General features: G+C 69.8%; 11 protein-coding genes and 1 pseudogene. 7 read left to right on the top strand and 5 right to left on the bottom strand.

Going from position 1 to position 14,933, the window contains the following annotated elements; translation table 11 throughout:
• The first annotated feature begins 32 nt into the window (after positions 1-32).
• The 4 genes from IE242_RS10150 (at position 33) to IE242_RS10130 (ending at position 6,369) form a co-directional block, all read left to right on the top strand.
• Complete coding sequence (locus IE242_RS10150) at positions 33-1,004, top strand: quinone oxidoreductase family protein (RefSeq protein WP_189857481.1); 972 nt, start codon at positions 33-35, stop codon at positions 1,002-1,004.
• Between the two features lie 787 nt (positions 1,005-1,791).
• On the top strand, positions 1,792-2,217 hold the full coding sequence (locus IE242_RS10145; protein ID WP_229858642.1) for a carbohydrate-binding module family 20 domain-containing protein: 426 nt from the start codon (positions 1,792-1,794) through the stop codon (positions 2,215-2,217).
• Between the two features lie 937 nt (positions 2,218-3,154).
• Positions 3,155-4,801 carry a glycoside hydrolase family 43 protein gene (locus tag IE242_RS10135; RefSeq protein WP_229858639.1) on the top strand — a complete coding sequence of 549 codons (1,647 nt, stop codon included), beginning with the start codon at positions 3,155-3,157 and terminating at the stop codon, positions 4,799-4,801.
• Between the two features lie 140 nt (positions 4,802-4,941).
• Complete coding sequence (locus tag IE242_RS10130; RefSeq protein ID WP_030583839.1) at positions 4,942-6,369, top strand: non-reducing end alpha-L-arabinofuranosidase family hydrolase; 1,428 nt, start codon at positions 4,942-4,944, stop codon at positions 6,367-6,369.
• A gap of 232 nt (positions 6,370-6,601) precedes the next feature.
• On the opposite strand, the gene IE242_RS10125 is transcribed toward IE242_RS10130, so the two are convergent.
• Positions 6,602-8,080 carry a carboxylesterase/lipase family protein gene (locus IE242_RS10125; RefSeq protein ID WP_189857479.1) on the bottom strand — a complete coding sequence of 493 codons (1,479 nt, stop codon included), beginning with the start codon at positions 8,078-8,080 and terminating at the stop codon, positions 6,602-6,604.
• Positions 8,081-8,537: 457 nt separating this feature from the next.
• Here IE242_RS10125 and IE242_RS10120 point away from each other — a divergent pair, with 457 nt between their 5' ends.
• Positions 8,538-9,092 (top strand): isocitrate/isopropylmalate family dehydrogenase, encoded by a 555-nt coding sequence (locus IE242_RS10120; RefSeq protein WP_308436761.1) that lies wholly within the window; start codon positions 8,538-8,540, stop codon positions 9,090-9,092.
• Between the two features lie 712 nt (positions 9,093-9,804).
• Here IE242_RS10120 and IE242_RS10115 read toward each other — a convergent pair.
• Entirely contained in the window at positions 9,805-10,518 is a 714-nt protein-coding gene (locus tag IE242_RS10115; protein WP_189857477.1) for an ABC transporter ATP-binding protein, read from the bottom strand.
• A 152-nt stretch (positions 10,519-10,670) separates the two neighbouring features.
• On the opposite strand from IE242_RS10115, the gene IE242_RS10110 reads away from it, so the two are divergent.
• Positions 10,671-11,498 carry a sensor histidine kinase gene (locus tag IE242_RS10110; RefSeq protein WP_229858635.1) on the top strand — a complete coding sequence of 276 codons (828 nt, stop codon included), beginning with the start codon at positions 10,671-10,673 and terminating at the stop codon, positions 11,496-11,498.
• The gene (locus IE242_RS10105; RefSeq protein ID WP_189857473.1) at positions 11,495-12,205 is read left to right on the top strand and encodes a response regulator; all 711 of its coding nucleotides are present in this window, start codon (positions 11,495-11,497) and stop codon (positions 12,203-12,205) included. The genes IE242_RS10110 and IE242_RS10105 overlap by 4 nt, the downstream gene beginning before the upstream one ends.
• Before the next feature lie 140 nt (positions 12,206-12,345).
• Here the strand turns inward: IE242_RS10105 and IE242_RS10100 are convergent, their stop codons facing one another.
• The 3 genes and pseudogenes from IE242_RS10100 to IE242_RS10090 form a co-directional block, all read right to left on the bottom strand.
• Entirely contained in the window at positions 12,346-13,443 is a 1,098-nt protein-coding gene (locus tag IE242_RS10100) for an IS110 family RNA-guided transposase (RefSeq protein WP_229858632.1), read from the bottom strand.
• A gap of 229 nt (positions 13,444-13,672) precedes the next feature.
• Positions 13,673-14,487: pseudogene (locus tag IE242_RS10095) on the bottom strand (IS5 family transposase); the annotation flags it as partial.
• A gap of 9 nt (positions 14,488-14,496) precedes the next feature.
• On the bottom strand, positions 14,497-14,856 hold the full coding sequence (locus IE242_RS10090; protein ID WP_189857471.1) for a hypothetical protein: 360 nt from the start codon (positions 14,854-14,856) through the stop codon (positions 14,497-14,499).
• Positions 14,857-14,933 lie beyond the last annotated feature (77 nt).

Raw genomic sequence — 14,933 nt, 5'->3', positions numbered from 1 at the left:
GACCAACGGGGGAAGAACGGAGAGCACAGCACGTGAGCACTTCCTCGTCCACGTCCCGCACCCTGGTCCTTGAGGAGTTCGGCACTCTGCCGCGGCTCGGGGAGCGGGCCGTCCCCGCGCCGCGCCCCGGACACACCCTCGTACGGGTGGCGGCGGCCACCGTCGCCCACCTGGACCTGAACATCCTCGACGGACAGTTCGGCATCCTGCCCGAGCTGCCGTTCGTCCCCGGCACCCAGGGCAGCGGCTACGTCGTCGCCTCGGACACGCACCCCGAGGGCGCTCTGGTCCGACTGCGCGGCGAGGGACTCGGCCTCAGCCGGGACGGCGCCTGGGCCGAGCACGTGCTCGTGCCGGACGCGGCCGCGGAGGCCATGCCCGAGGGCACCGACTCCGCTCTCGCCTGCATCTACTTCTCGCCGGTCGGCACCGCGTGGGCGACCGTGCACGCGATCGCCCAGGTGCAGCCGGGCGAGCGGGTACTGGTCACCGGCGCGTCCGGCGCGGTCGGCGCCGTGGCCGTGCAGCTCGCGGCGCGCGCCGGCGCGGAGGTGGTCGGCGCGGTCGGCCACCCCGCGAAACTGCCGCACGTGCCCGGCGTCGCCAAGGCACTGCTCGCCTCGGACCTGTCCGAGGAGGCGATCGGCGGCAAGGTCGACGTACTGATCGACACGGTCGGCGGCACGATCCTGCGCAACGCCCTCACCCTGGTCCGCCCGCGCGGCCGAGCCGCGCTCCTCGGCTACACGGCCGGCCGCGAACTCACGCTCGACCTCGCGGACTTCTTCCTCGCCGACGTCTCCCTCCTGCCCGTGAACATGATCTCCCGCAGCGAGGAGGTCGCCCCCGAGGTGCTGCGCCTGCTGCCGGACCTGTCCTCGGGCGCGCTGTCGCTGCCGTACGAGCGGTACGGGATGGACGCGCTCGGCGAAGCGGTGGAGCGGCTGCGCGCGGGCACGGCGGTGGGCAAGATCGTGATCGACATGGGGGACGCCGGGAACTGACCGTCCTCCGAGGAACGCGAACGCGGGCCCAGAGCCTGAACCCGCGAAGCTCCGCGTCACGGTCTGACCGCCGGCCTCCACGCCTCCTCAGGCCGGTGGGGGCCGAGCGGAGCCTTCAGCGGGTGGCCACCGCGCGGAACTGCTTCCTGCTTCCTCTTGCTGGCGTATCGCTCGGCAGCGCTTCGGTGTCACTGGGCCTTGCCGGAGGCGGGCGGGCGGCAGCGCGGGCGGCTGGACCCACGCCGAGGATGTGCAGGGTCTGTGTGGCTCCGGCGTTCCGGCCGACAGCGGGTCCGGTGTCAGCCGGGCCTGCGCGGCCGGGCCTGCGCGGCCGGGCCTGCGCGGCCGGGCCTGAGTTGTGCGGCGCACTGCACGGTTTGTTCTCCTTCCAGCCCGGTCCGGGCTGCCGTCCGGCATGAGCCGGCTGTCCGGGCATCAGGGCCTGTCGCGTGCAGATCGAGACATTGACCGGCCCGGCTGACGGCCGGAGTTTTCACGGGCGGCCATTCCGGCCGACTCGGGGTGCTCCGGGACGAACGGCACGTGAGACGCGGCAGCGACTCCCCGGTGCGCCCCGGCGACGGCATCTCCGGGGCCGACAGCTTCAGAGAGCACTCTGCAAGCCTTTCATTTCGGCTACAGGTACGTGAACAGGTCAGTTGCTTGAGCGTTCCACTATGTCTGAAAAGTCTTTCAGATCTTTGCGCAAGACGTGCACACGTCATAAGGATGGCGTCCGTCAGGGCCCGACAGACCTTTTTCGCCGTCATCCGAAAGGACGTTCCTCGTGAACCACAGCCGTCCCCGAACCCGCCTGCGCCTGGGTTTCGCCGCCGTACTCGCCCTGTTCCTCGGGGTGCTGGTGGCCCCGCCGGCGCTGGCCGCGCCGTCCGCGCCGTCCGTGAGAGCGGCTGAGGACTCCGTCGTGGCGACGTTCAACGTCACCACGTACACACAGTGGGGCCAGCAGGTATACGTGACCGGGAACCGCCCGGAGCTCGGGTCGTGGAACCCGGACAAGGCGGTGCCGCTCTCCTCGGCCTCCTACCCGACCTGGTCGGCGACCGTGGTCCTGCCGGCCAATACCGGCGTGGAGTACAAGTACATCGTCAAGGCCGCCAACACCCCCGTCGTGTGGGAGACCGGCCCCAACCGCACCACCATCACCCCGCCGACGGGCACCTACATCACCCACGAGACCTTCCGTAACTGACCGCCCGCGGTGAGGGCCGGGCGGGCGGACCCGCCCGGCCCTCACCGGCGGCGCCAGGCGTGCTGTCCCGACGTGTCGGTGACGGCACGCGTCCGGCGTGGGCGAGGGCCTTCTTGTTCCGGTGGAGATCGCAACATCGTCCGCTGGTCAAGGGGGCTCTCGTCTGCTATGGCCATACCCGGCTGACTCCGACCGGGAGGCTGCGCCCGGCCAGGAGGGTGGTCGAGGACGGCCGGCCATTGTGTCGAGCGGCGGCTGAACGGTCCCAGGTCGGCCGGACCACCGCCAAACGATGGGCCGACCGGTACCGGCCGCCGGGACGGGCCGGCATGTATGACCGCTCCGGCCTTCCCCGTCACTCACTCACGCGCAGTCGCCGCAGTCGAGGACCAGGCGGTGCGGATGCGGCCGGAGCGCCGACCGGATGGCTCAGGCCGGCTGCCCGCACCGGTCCTGATGCCTGCCTACTGACCCGACCTGAGGACGACGCTCGTCCTGTACGGCCGTCAGTTGCAGGGAGCGCGTGTGCGCGAGTACGGGCGAGAGATCGTCCGGCTGCCTGGGCTTCTCGACTCATCATCGGGGGAGAGGGGGGTGGGATTCCGGACTCCGTTCGGAAATTCGGCGTGTCAAGGATGCCGCAGACGCGGTCGGCCGGGTGGCGACACCGTCCGCATGATTGATCCACCCCGGCGCCCGAGGTCAGGGCGACCTCGCCATTCAATGGTGTGACGTGCACCGTTCCCTGGCGAAATGTTTCGGTACTGGACGCGAACTTGCGAGAGGTATTGACGCCGTTCGCCGGTTCTTTATCATTCAGGTTGCCCGACACTCCGACCGTTGTTCGATATCACGAACGCGCCGGGGTCGCTCCATTGCACAGCAGGGCATCTCCGGGTCGCACCCCGCGCACATCGAGCCGCAAGGAGCCTGCCGCATGCGTATGTCATGGACTCGTCAACCCTTTTCTCGTCGTCACGCGCTGACGGCCGCCACCGGCCTCGCCGCCGGCACGGTCCTCCCGCTGACGGGAGCCCCCCGCGCCGCAGCCGCCCCCGCCCAGGGGCCGGCCCACGCCGCCGCCGGGGAGTACACGAACCCGGTCATCTGGCAGGACTTCGCGGACATCGACGTCATCCGCGTCGGGAACACCTACTACGCCTCGGCCTCGACCATGCACTACTCGCCGGGCGCGCCCGTCCTGCGCTCGTACGACCTGGTGCACTGGGAGATCGCCGGCCACTCGGTGCCGGTGCTGGACTTCGGCGCCAAGTACGACCTGAACGGGGCCCGTGGCTATGTCAGGGGGATCTGGGCGTCGTCGCTGGCCTACCGTCCGAGCAACAGGACGTTCTACTGGCTGGGCCAGATCGACTTCGCCCGGACGTACCTCTACACCGCGACGGCCGTCGAGGGGCCGTGGAACCGGCTGACGACGATCAGCACGCCCTACTACGACGCGGGGTTGCTGGTCGACACCGACGACACGCTCTACGTGGCGTACGGGAACACCACGATCAGCGTGGCCCAGCTCTCCCCCGACGGTCGCACCCAGGTCCGCACGCAGCAGGTGTTCACGACCCCGTCGAGCGTCGGCACCCTCGAGGGCGCCCGCTTCTACAAGATCAACGGGCAGTACTACATCTTCCTGACCCGCCCCGCGAACGGGCAGTACATCCTGAAATCGTCGGGCGGCCCCTTCGGCCCGTACACGATGCGGCAGGTGCTCCTCGACCTGCGCGGGCCTATCCCCGGCGGAGGCGTCCCGCACCAGGGCGGACTGGTTCAGACGCAGAACGGCGCCTGGTACTACCTGGCGTTCGTCGACGCCTACCCCGGCGGCCGGGTGCCCGCGCTGGCCCCGGTCATCTGGACCTCGGACGGCTGGCCCGTAGTCCAACTGGTGAACGGCGCATGGGGCACCTCCTACCCCAGTCCGGCCGTGCCGCCGCCGCCCCGCCAGGTCACCCCCATGACCGGCGTCGACACCTTCACCGGCACGGCCCTGGCCCCGAGATGGGAGTGGAACCACAACCCGGACAACACCAAATGGTCGGTCGGCAACGGTCTGACCCTGCGCACCGCGACGGTCACCGACGACCTGTACTGGGCCCGCAACACCCTCACGCACCGCATACAGGGCCCCACCTCCACCGCCACGGTCCAGCTCGACCACTCCGCCATGCGGGACGGCGACCGGGCCGGACTGGCGCTGCTGCGGGACTCCTCCGCGTGGATCGGTGTCAAGCGCGAGGGTGGCGCCACACGGGTGGTGAGGGTCGGCGGGCTGACCATGGACAGCAACTGGAACACCACCGGCACCGGCTACGAGCTCGCGAGCGCGGCCGTTCCGGGCAGCCGGATCTGGCTGCGTGCGAGCGCGGACATCCGCCCCGGCGCGGCACGTCCGGGGACCTTCTCCTACAGCACCGACGGCATCACGTTCACCCGGCTCGGCCCCGACTTCTCGATGGGCAACGACTGGCGGTTCTTCATGGGATACCGGTTCGCCCTCTTCAACCATGCCACCCGGGCGCTCGGCGGCTCGGTCCGCGTCACGCGGTTCGAGCTGTCCACGCCCTGAACCGGGCCGGTACCGGCCCATCACCCACCGCAGCACACCGCACCACACCGACAGTCCGGGCAACCTCTGACGAGGCCGGCCGGAACCGCCCACTCACGGTCAAGGAAATTCCCATGCACCCCATGCACTCCATGCACGTCATGCACAGAGGTAGTTTCAGCCGCAGACATCCGTCCGCGGTGCTCGCCGCCGCGGTCGCGGTCCTGGCCGCGCTGGCGGCGATGCTCGTCGCCACCCCGGCTCAGGCGGCTGCCAGTGGCTCCTTGCGCGGTGTCGGATCGAACCGGTGCCTCGATGTGGTGGGCGCCGGCCAGACCGACGGCACACAACTGCAGATCCACGACTGCTGGAGCGCCGGGACCAACCAGCAGTGGACGCTGACCGACGCCAATCAGCTGACCGTGTACGGCAACAAGTGCCTGGACGTTCCGGGCCACGCCACCACGGCCGGTACCCGGGTGCAGATCTGGACCTGTTCCGGCGGTGCGAACCAGCAGTGGCGGGTGAACTCCGACGGCACGGTCGTCGGCGTGGAGTCCGGGCTGTGCCTGGAGGCCGCGGGCGCCGGCACGGCCAACGGCACGGCGGTGCAGATCGGGACGTGCAACGGCGGCAGCAACCAGAAGTGGACCGGCCTGACCGGGAACCCGCCGACGGACGGCACGTGCGCGCTTCCCTCGACGTACCGGTGGTCGTCGACGGGTGTGCTGGCGCAGCCGGCGAACGGGTGGGCCGCGGTGAAGGACTTCACCACCGTGACGCACAACGGCAAGCACCTGGTCTACGCGTCGAACGTGTCGGGATCGTCGTACGGCTCGATGATGTTCAGTCCCTTCACGAACTGGTCGGACATGGCGTCGGCCGGCCAGACCGGGATGAGCCAGGCCGCGGTGGCGCCCACGCTGTTCTACTTCGCGCCCAAGAACATCTGGGTGCTGGCGTACCAGTGGGGTGCGTGGCCCTTCATCTACCGCACGTCGAGCGACCCCACCAACCCCAACGGCTGGTCCGCCCCGCAGCCGCTGTTCACCGGGAGCATCTCCGGCTCCGACACCGGCCCGATCGACCAGACCCTGATCGCCGACGGCCAGAACATGTACCTGTTCTTCGCCGGGGACAACGGCAAGATCTACCGGGCGAGCATGCCGATCGGGAACTTCCCGGGCAACTTCGGCTCGTCGTACACGACGATCATGAGCGACACGAAGGCCAACCTCTTCGAGGGCGTACAGGTCTACAAGGTGAAGGGCCAGAACCAGTACCTCATGATCGTCGAGGCGATGGGCGCCAACGGGCGCTACTTCCGCTCCTTCACGGCCTCCAGCCTGAACGGGACGTGGACCCCGCAGGCCGCGAGCGAGAGCAACCCCTTCGCGGGCAAGGCCAACAGCGGCGCCACCTGGACCAACGACATCAGCCACGGTGACCTGGTCCGCAACAACCCCGACCAGACGATGACCATCGACCCCTGCAACCTGCAGTTCCTCTACCAGGGCAAGTCCCCCACCGCGGGCGGCGAGTACGACCGGCTGCCGTGGCGCCCGGGTGTCCTCACCCTGCAGCGCTGACCCGACCCGCTGACCGACACTCAGCGCCTCGGGGGACCCCGGCCGTGCGGCGGCCGGGGTTCTCCCACGGGAGCGCGCACTGCGGCGGCGTGAGGTTCCAGCGGCAGCCTGCCGGGTCAGGACCGGGAAACACCAGCCTGCGCGGCGAGTCGGTCCGGGTTGACGGGGAGCCAGTCATAGTCGATGGAGTTCCAGAAGGCGCACTGGCGACGCGCTTCGTACACCTCGGTCTTCAGGGCCCGGCTCTCACCGCCCGGCAGCAGGGACATGAACGTTCCCGCCCGGTACGAAGGCCAGGCGGCGAGCACTGGGGTTGCGGGGTTCCCGTGCTCACGAACGAGCCCCAGTAGCGCACCGTCTCCCTGGACGACTGCTGCTGCTCGGGAGACAGCAGCTGCGAGGTCGCCCGGGGCAGAAGGTACGACAGTTCGCTGCCGTGCGAGGCCCCCGGGTCGAAGCCGGTCGAGGGCCGGCCGGTGGGCGGGTGCGGGTCGTTGAACTCGTAGAGGTACGTCCGCGGTTGCCGCTTCGCGCACTTGGCCGTCAGGTCTTGGTACTGACAGCCGCCGAGCCTTTGGAAGGCGCTGCTGTCACGCCACGGTGCGCCGAAGGCGTACGCCCCGGTGTACGAGTCGCCGTAGGCGCTGAACGGATAGTGCGCGAGCACGGCGTCGGCCTCGTCCGCGAACTCGATCCGGACCGCTCGCTCGTACTGCTCCTTCGTCGCGTTCGCGAACGGCATGGCCCACGAGCGCACTTCGTCTCGGGTGTGGCCGATGAGGAGGGGGACGTTCGCGGTCCGGCCGGTGCGTACCGCCTTGAGCGGCGCGACGGGTAGTTCGGGAACCCCGGACACGGGCAGCGAGCCGCTCAGGGCGCCACCGGTGAAGTTCTGCGCGGCGGCTTGGAGTTCACTGGCCGGCTTGGCGCGCAGGCAGGCCAGACCGACCGGGGACGCGGAGCAACCGGCGGCCGCCGCGTACTTCTTCCCGCGGGCGACGGCCTGCTTGACGGTGTGGCTGGGGCATCCGCCGCTCTGGATGATCGCGCCGGAGAAAAGACCACGGGCCGGGGGAGAGGCCAGGAGCGCGCAGACGGAGTGGCCGCCGACCGATAGACCGGCGATGGTGACCCGGCTCGCGTCCCCGCCGGACGCGCCGATGTTGCGCTGGGTCCAGCGCAGCGCCGCCTGCTGGTCGAGCAGGCCGTAGTTGCCCGCGCCCTGCTTGCTCAGTCCGGGGAGGTCGAGGAAACCGAACACACCGAGGCGGTAGTTGATCGTGACGACCACGACGTTGTCGGTCCTCGCGATCAGCGAGCCGTCCTGCGTGTCTCCCGAACCGGAGGAGAAGCCGCCGCCGTGGATCCAGAACATCACCGGCAGCGGGCGGTTCTTCCGGTGGGCCGGGGTGTAGACGTTCAGGTACAGGCAGTCCTCACTCATCCCCGGGCCCGTGTAGCCACCGAACTGCAGGCAGCGGGAGCCGGGGGAGGTGGCCGACCGGTTGCCCGTCCAGGCAGCGGCGGGTGCCGGAGGCTGCCAGCGTCCGGCACCGACGGGCGGAGCCGCGTACGGAATGCCGAGGAAACGGTCGACCTCGTCCGCCGAGGCTCCCGCGACCGAACCTTTGACAGTGGAGATGGTCAAGGAGCGCGGGGCGGCCGACGCGGGTACAGCCGCTATGAGGCCCAGCAGGACAAGGAGGCTCACCAGACAGGCAGGTCCTTGTCGGAGAGTAGATCGCACTGAATCTCCTGAGAGGTCGGAGCGATGGGGAGCCATGATGTGCCTCGCGCAGGAGACGTACGACGTCCCCGGTCCGTTCAACGGACCCGCGGCGGAGGGTGAGGCCGCACCCGGTGCGGGTGTCACTGTTCGGTCCTTCTGATCACGCCCCTCAGCTCCCTTGCGACTGCTCGCTCGAAAGCGCCCCCGTGCTTCGTGCCACGTTCATGTCCAAGATCCATTGCTTGGTCATCTGTTCAGGTCAGGGGCATGTTTCAGTCGCTCGGGTCAGCAAGAGGTCAGCATGAGACGCGGAGGCGTCCCGGCTTGCTGACCTGGTGACCGTCGCGGCGGGAGACCTGGGCACAGATGCCTGGCTCCCGCTCGGGAGATTCGCTAGGAGTTCCCCTGGGACAGCGACTGCTACGCCCCCACCGGGAAGATGATGGCCGACGGCGGTCTGGACCAGCTCAAGGGCTTCGGCGCCATCTGCTTCGGCGCCGTCGGCTGGCCCACCGCCCCTGACCACATCAGCCTGTGGGGCCTGAGGCTGAAGATCTGCCAGAGCTTCGACCAGTGGGCCAACGTCCGCCCGGTCCGCTTCCTGCCCGGCATCACCAGCCCGCTGCGCAAGGCCGACGACAACGAACTGGACGGGGTCGTCGTCCGCGAGAACAGCGAGGGTGAGTACGCTGGTCTCAGCGGCCGCAACCTCTCGGGACGCGGACCCGGCGGTGGTTGCCGTGCAGTCCGTCCTGTCCACAGGTCGGCTGGGAGCGCATCGTGCGTTTCGCCTTCGATCCCGCGTGTACCCGCACCCGCCGCAAGGTCTCTCCGTCACCAAGAGCAACGCCCAGCAGTACGGCATGGTGCTGTGGGACGACGTCCTCAAGCGCGTCGCCGCCGACTTCCGGACGTGGAGAGCGGAAGGGCGGCGGGCACTGGACCTCCACGGAGAACATCACCGACTCCGGGGCCGACTCCCCCGGAAGGCTGATCACCCAGGCGCTGGAAGCCACCGCGCACGGACGTGCTCCGGCCGCCCGCCTGAGACTCAGCGTGCAGCTGCTGATGGTCGCACGGACGCACTACCCCACGCGAAGACACCAGCACACGGAGCGGCCCCGGCCGGTTGGCCCTTTGGCCTTCGGCGTCGGCCACGGCGACGCGCAGCTGTGGGCGCCAAGCCACGGACTGGGCGGAGCTCCGTTCCGGCGGACTCGCAAAACAACCGTGACGCGCGAAGGCCGCCCTCTTCAACACTTCCCGGGCACGCATCAAAGCGTCCAGGTGCTGCCGGACGAGCACGGGACCTGTGGGGTCTCCGTGCGGACGCGCTCGTAGCACTCGTTCTTCAGGTCTACGTGGTCTGGTCGGGGAGCCCGTGGGTCAGGGCTTCGCGGGTGGCCCAGTTGACGAAGGACTCGATGCGCTTGGTCAGGGTCTGCTTCTTCAGAGGTGCAACGGGCCTCACAGAGAGCCCTGGCGCGAGCACCTCGACTTCAACGAGGCGGATGACCTGATGCGGCACCTGAGCACCGCTGCCGCGATCATCAGCCTGTACCTCTCCCCGGGCGGCACCATGCGCTCCACCACAAGTGCCGTCCAGGGGCGCCACCGACGGTGGGAGCGTTCGACCTGACGAAGGCGTCGCGTCCGCAGCTGGCGCAGGCGTTTCACCGCCGCCCGCGCGGCCCTCCACACGGCGCTCATGCGGCGGGCTCCAGGGTGCTCTCGCGGGCCACTCGGCCGTCGGCGACCTCAATCAGGCGGCTGGCGCAGCGGGTGGCCAGGTGGGGGTCGTGCGTGACGATCAGCAGGGTCTGCCCGATCTGGTTGAGGTCGATCAGCAGGTCCATGACCTGCTCGCCCGAGCGGCTGTCCAGCGCGCCCGTCGGCTCGTCGGCCAAGAGCAGGGCCGGGCGGTTCATCAGCGCCCGGGCCACGGCCACGCGCTGCCGCTCGCCTCCGCTCAATGCCGCCGGGTAGATGTCCTTGCGGTCGGCTATGCCGAGTTCGTCGAGGAGTTCCAGCGCGCGGCGCCGGGCCTGCCGGGCGGACGCGCCGGTCAGCTGGGCGGCCAGCGCGACGTTGTCCAGTGCGGGCAGGTCGTCGATCAGGTTGAAGAACTGGAAGATCATGCCGATGTGCCGCCGCCGGAACAGCGCCAGCCCGGTTTCGTTCAATGCTCCCAGGTCCTGGCCGTGTACCTGCACCGTGCCCGACGACGGCCGGTCCAGTCCGGCGACCATGTTGAGCAGCGTGGACTTGCCGCACCCGGAGGGCCCCATCACCGCGACCGCTTCCCCGGCGCGGATCTCCAGGCAGACGCCGTCCAGGGCCGTCGCGTCGCCGTACTCCTTGCGGACGTCGTCCAGCCGCACGACGGTCCGTGGCGGGCGATTGTGCAGATCAGTTGTCATGGCATGAACCTAAAAGCGGCAGGGCAGGTGTGACGTCCCTCACCGGATGTAACCGGTCCCGCGGGTCATCCTGGGGATGTAGGTGTCTGGATCCACAGCATGACGCGGACGGCATGCTGGGCTGCGAGGCTTGTGCGGTGGGGGGTTCAGGGTTGATCTGGCTGGTCACGGCGTTGGCGGCGGCGTGCGCCGCGGTGATCGTCCTGAGTGCGGCGCTCGTCCGGGCACGGCGGCGGCACCGGGCGGCCATCGAAGAGCGCGGCTGGTCGCTGGAGCGCGAGCGGGAGAGCGCGGCGCGGACCGCGGTCGACGCCGAGCGAGCCCGGATCGCGGCCGAACTCCACGACATCGTCAGCCACAATGTGAGCCTCATGGTGGTGCAGGCCGGGGCCGCCCGCGAGGTGCTGGCCACCATGCCCGACGAGGCCGAGGCCGCGCTGAGTGCGGTGGAGGGCGCCGGGCGGACCGCGATGACCGAGCTACGGCACCTGCTCGGCCTGCTCGCCCCCGCGCAGAGCGGCGACGACGAACCCTACGGCCAGGATCTGGCACCCCAGCCGAGCCTGAGCCGGCTCAGTCCACTGATCGACCGGATAGCCTTCGCCGGCCTGCCCGTGGAGGTGCGCATATCCGGGGAACCTCGCCCGCTGCCGACCGGCATCGACGTCACCGCCTACCGGATCATCCAGGAGGCGCTGACCAACGTCCTCAAGCACGGCGACGGAGCGAAAGCCGAGGTGACAGTCCGGTACGCGGAGCACTATCTGCGCGTCGAAGTCCTGAACAGCGGACCGAGCGTCCTGTCGGGCGACGCTTCCGGACCCCGCAGCCGCCCGGCCGCGGAGCGGCCCCACGGAGCGGGACGCGGGCTGCTCGGCCTGCGGGAGCGGGTCGCCGTCTACGGCGGCGACCTGGACGCCAGGCGCCGCCTGGGCGGCGGTTACCGCGTCCGCGCCCGGATTCCACTGGACCGGCCATGACCACACCCACCGACCCCACCCCCCGCGTGGTGATCGCTGACGACCAGGAGCTGGTCCGCACCGGCTTCCGCCTCATCCTGACCGCACGCGGCATCAACGTGGTCGGCGAAGCCGCAGACGGAGCCGAGGCCGTGCGAGCCGTACGCCGCCTGCGTCCAGACGTCGTCCTCATGGACATCCGCATGCCGAACATGGACGGCCTGGAAGCCGCCCGCCGCGTCCTCGCACAGGCCCCCGGCTGCCGAGTGATCATGCTGACCACCTTTGACCTCGACTCCTACGTCTACGCAGCCCTCGCAGCCGGCGCCAGCGGCTTCCTGCTCAAGGACGTCACCCCGGCACATCTCGCCGCCGCCGTACGCCTGGTCGACACCGGCGACGCACTGCTCGCGCCCTCGATCACCCGCCGTCTGGTGGAACGCCACGCCTCCAGTGCCGGACGGACCGCTCCTGGCTCGACAAGCCTCACTGTCCACCGTGACCTCGCCGTACTGACGCCGCGCGAACGTGAAGTGCTGACCCTCATGGGCAGGGGCCTGTCCAACGCCGAACTTGCCCAGGAACTGACACTGAGCGAGGCGACGGTGAAGACTCATGTGGCCAGGATCTTCGCCAAGCTGACCCTGCGCGACCGGGCCCAAGCCGTCGTACTCGCCTACGAGACAGGACTCGTCACGCCCGGCGAGACCGTCGACCGCAGTTGCTAGCCCGTTATCACCAATATCAGGCCCTGGAGTCCTAGGTCGTTTCTGATGGCTCTTGCACGGTGTCCCGGAGCCAGATGACGATCGCGGTGACGGTGAGGGTGCCGTTGTAGGTGTAGTCGCGCTTGATGCCCCTATGGATGTCAACCCGCGGATGCTGACGCTGGAGGATTGCTCCTGACTGTGGTGAGGGCCCGGTAGATCTCGCGGGCGACATAACGCTTGAGGCACCGAATCCCCTCGCGTCGGGTCTTGCCCTCCCTGACACGCCTGTCCACGTAGGCACGGGTGCGGGTGTCCCAGCGCAGGCGGGCTATGACGATGGTGCAGAGCGCCGAGTTGGCCCGGCGGTCGCCGCCGCGATTGAGCCGGCGGCGCTGGACTTTCCCGGACGAGGCTTCGACGGGACTGACGCCGCAGAGGGCGGCGAACGACGCCTCGTTGGTCATGCGGTGCGGGTTGCCCCCAGCTGCCGTGAGCAGGGCGGCGGCCGTGTCCGGGCCGACGCCGTAGAGGCCGAGGAGCTGGGGTGCGCAGGCATCGATTGCGGTGGTGATCCGGTCTGTGAGGTCGTTGATCTCCTCGGTGAGATGCAGGATCCGCCTGGCCAGGGTCCGTAGCGTGTGGCGGGATGCCGCCTGCGGATGGCTGTTCCGGGCGGCACTGAGCTGTGCACATCGGCGGATTGCTTGGGATTGCTCAGTGCGGTCAGGGACTCCCGCAGCGCCGGATCCGCCGTCACGAGCGCGGCCTTGAGCTGGTTGAGGGCCATCGAGCGGGACTTGACGGCGGGGGGTCTTGGCCATGGTGAACAGCCGGATCGTCTCCACGGGCCCGTCGGCCGTCTTGGCGGTGGCCCGGCCGCAGAGCACGGCCCGGGCGGCGGCGACCGCATCGATGGCATCGGACTTGCCGTGCCGGCGCCGGGCCGCCTTGTCGGGCTGGTTGACCTCGGTGACCGTTATGCCCTCGCCGTGCAGATACCGGGTCAGCGCGGCTCCGTAGGAGCCGGTGCATTCCACCCCGGCCCGGTCCACCCGCCCGAAGGCGCGGGCCCAGGCGAGGAGCCGGCGATAGCCCTGGCGGGTCGTGGGGAACCCCCGTGTGTCCAGCACGGCCCCCGTGCTGGTGATGACCGCGGCCATGTGGACGTCCTTGTGAGTGTCCACGCCGAGCAGAACCTGTTCGTGCTGGTGGGCAGTGTGATGACGGGCCGGTGGCTGCTGCGTCATGCTGGACATGGTCGCCTGTCTCCTGATCGCCTCGGGGACACCGGTGGCCGACGCCGGAGCGGTGCGGCGGTCAGGACTGTGACGGTGCCTGTCGCGAAGGCCCCTATCGGGACACGCCCACCGTTTCGGTGCCAGGACGCACCGCCCCGGACAACGGCCGGCAGATCAAACTCAAGGCACCACGGCCAGTCGTATCGCGGGCCAGACCACCGCCCGGGGCAGCACCGCCATCCTCACAGTCGTATCTCGTGGCCACGGCCCGGTGGCGCTTGAGGCGGTTGATTCCGCATTCGACGGCATGCCGCTCACGGTAGTCGGCCCTGTCGAACTGCGGTGGTCGGCCGCCTCGCGAACCGAGCTTCCGGCGGGTGCGGACGCGGTCCGAGGGGACCGGGATGGTCGCCTTGATGCCACGTCTGCGCAGGTAGGCCCGGTTGCGGCGGGAGTCGTAGGCCTTGTCGGCCCGTATCCGGTCGGGTCGTCGGCAAAGCGGTCCGCGTCCCAGCCGGGGAACCCGGATCGCTTCCAGGACGGGCTCGAACTGCGGGTAGTCGCCTTGTTGCCCGGCTGTGATCAGCACGGACAGCGGCTTCTGTCCCTGCTCGACGGCGAGGTGGATCTTGGTGGTCAGTCCGCCCCGGGAACGTCCGAGGCCGTGGTCGGCCGGCTCCACAGCGAGGCCGCCGGGCGGCTCCTTCTGCAGGGCCCCTTTTTCGACGCCCCGGCGGCGTGCTGGTGGGCCCGGCAGACGGTGGAGTCGACGTTCACGTCCCAGGTGATCAGGCCCTTCGCGTCGGCCTCGGCCTGCAACTGAGTGACGATGCGGGCCCAGGTGCCGTCCCGCTGCCAGAGCCGGAACAGGTCATACACCCGGTCCCACGGGCCATAGCGTTCCGGCACATCGCGCCAGGGAGCACCGGTCCGGGTCCGCCACCGTATGCCGTCGATCAGCTGCCGCCGCGTCCACACCGGCGGACGGCCCGGCTTGATGCCTCACGGCAGCAACGGCTCCAGCCGGGCCCACTGCTCGTTCGTCAGATCACCACGCCCCACAAGGCCTGATCATCTACAACCAAGATTTACTTTCGCAACAGGCCCTAGCCGTATCGGTGGCAGCCCGTGTGTCTTGCGCAGCAGGTCCAGGCACTGCAGCCGGGCCTCGTTGGTGGCCTGTGAGGTGGGTGGGTAGGCCGCCTGGCGGGCGCGCAGCGCGCCGGACTCCGCGAGCCGCAGGTACCGAGCCAGCGCCTCCTTCTCCAGCAGGCGCCGCAGGCTGCGCCGGGCGCCCACGGGCAGCCCACCCCGGGCCAGGCCCCGTTCCAACTGCCCGCGGACCATGGCGAGCTGGCGCCGCCGCGCCTCGCCGACCCGCAGGTCGGCAAGGAGCGCGTCGAGCGTGGTGAGCGAGGCGTACTCCGGCACGCCCTCGATTGTCGCCTACGGAGGTGCTGTGACGTTGGGACCAGTCGCGGAGGGCCGGGATCCGGGGAAGGACTGGA

It is taken from the genome of Streptomyces poonensis (genome assembly GCF_014650915.1).
Classification (GTDB): Bacteria; Actinomycetota; Actinomycetes; order Streptomycetales; family Streptomycetaceae; genus Streptomyces; species Streptomyces poonensis.
The sequence above is the reverse complement of the archived record's forward strand: the minus strand, read 5'-3'. Positions and strand labels throughout refer to the sequence as shown.

Coding starts and splice junctions, on each gene's coding strand:
- IE242_RS10115 (WP_189857477.1), bottom strand. CDS start 10,518: ATGACAACTGATCTGCACAATCGCCCGCCACGGACCGTCGTGCGGCTG.
- IE242_RS10130 (WP_030583839.1), top strand. CDS start 4,942: ATGCACAGAGGTAGTTTCAGCCGCAGACATCCGTCCGCGGTGCTCGCC.
- IE242_RS10120 (WP_308436761.1), top strand. CDS start 8,538: ATGATGGCCGACGGCGGTCTGGACCAGCTCAAGGGCTTCGGCGCCATC.
- IE242_RS10135 (WP_229858639.1), top strand. CDS start 3,155: ATGCGTATGTCATGGACTCGTCAACCCTTTTCTCGTCGTCACGCGCTG.
- IE242_RS10100 (WP_229858632.1), bottom strand. CDS start 13,443: ATGTCCAGCATGACGCAGCAGCCACCGGCCCGTCATCACACTGCCCAC.
- IE242_RS10105 (WP_189857473.1), top strand. CDS start 11,495: ATGACCACACCCACCGACCCCACCCCCCGCGTGGTGATCGCTGACGAC.